The sequence below is a fragment of the Mesorhizobium sp. M3A.F.Ca.ET.175.01.1.1 genome, assembly GCF_004791945.1.
Lineage (GTDB): Bacteria > Pseudomonadota > Alphaproteobacteria > Rhizobiales > Rhizobiaceae > Mesorhizobium.
In genome coordinates, this window is record NZ_SRTP01000052.1 from 1 (window position 1) to 570 (window position 570).

The following is a 570-nucleotide window of genomic DNA, read 5'->3' on the forward strand; positions in this document are numbered from 1 at the left end:
TCATCGTCGCCTACCGCCGCGACAAGTCGCCGGTCTATGCCCGCGACCTCAAGGCCGACGGCGCCATGGCGGTGCTTTTGAAGGACGCCATGCAGCCCAACCTGGTGCAGACGCTGGAGAACAATCCCGCCTTCGTGCATGGCGGCCCGTTCGCCAACATCGCGCATGGCTGCAACTCGGTCGTCGCCACCACGACGGCGCTCAAGCTTGCCGACTACGTCGTCACCGAAGCCGGCTTCGGCGCCGACCTCGGCGCCGAGAAGTTCTTCGACATCAAGTGCCGCAAGGCGGGGCTGAAGCCGGCGGCGGCCGTCATCGTCGCCACCGTGCGGGCCATGAAGATGAATGGCGGCATCAAGAAGGAAGAGCTCGGCAAGGAGAACATCGAGGCGGTCAGGAAGGGCTGCCTCAACCTCGGCCGCCACATCGAGAACGTCAAGCAATTCGGCGTGCCGGCGGTGGTGGCGATCAACCACTTCACCACCGACACCGAGGCCGAGGTCCAGGCGATGAAGGACTTCGTCAAGGCGCAGGGCGCCGAGGCGATCCTGTGCAAGCACTGGGCGCAGG

The 570-nt window shown here is 65.6% G+C and carries 1 protein-coding gene; it reads left to right on the top strand.

Annotated features, from left to right (window positions below):
- A partial coding sequence (locus EN818_RS30690; RefSeq protein WP_135906578.1) for a formate--tetrahydrofolate ligase occupies positions 1–570 on the top strand: 570 nt, incomplete at both ends.